Raw genomic sequence first — 465 nt, forward strand, 5'->3', positions numbered from 1 at the left:
AGAATACGGTGATGAGTGCGACAGCCGTGATCGACACGACGAGCGCGAAAACACTGGCGGTGTCGTAGACGCCCACCGCACGATTGAGCATGTTTCCGAGGCCTGCCTTCGAAGCGACGATCTCTGCAAACAGAGCTGCGACAAGGCACATGGCGGCCTCGATGCGCACTGCAGCCATGATGGACGGGACTGCGGAAGGCAGGATGATCTTGAACACCAGTTGCAGCTTGGTCGCACCAAGCGAACGAGCGACCTTTAGATGCCGGTCATCGACCTGCCGGATGCCGGCAATCGTGTTGAAGACGAAAAGGAAGTAGCCGAACAGGAAGACAATGAAGACTTTGTGAGAAAATCCGATACCCAGATAGAGCGTGAGCATAGGTATGATCGTGACTTTGGGAACCGCCATCGCGGCAACCAGAAACGGGTTCAGGAAGCGGTTCGCGTTTTCGAACAATCCCATGT

Annotated in this window: 1 protein-coding gene; it reads right to left on the reverse strand. The window is 55.5% G+C overall.

What is annotated here, in order from left to right; genetic code table 11:
• Positions 1-465: ABC transporter permease (locus tag AB1462_RS31885; protein ID WP_367249084.1), on the reverse strand; the 465-nt coding region annotated here is incomplete at both ends.

Origin of the sequence: Pseudomonas sp. SB113, from assembly GCF_040754745.1 — a bacterium.
Taxonomy (GTDB): domain Bacteria; phylum Pseudomonadota; class Gammaproteobacteria; order Pseudomonadales; family Pseudomonadaceae; genus Aquipseudomonas; species Aquipseudomonas grimontii.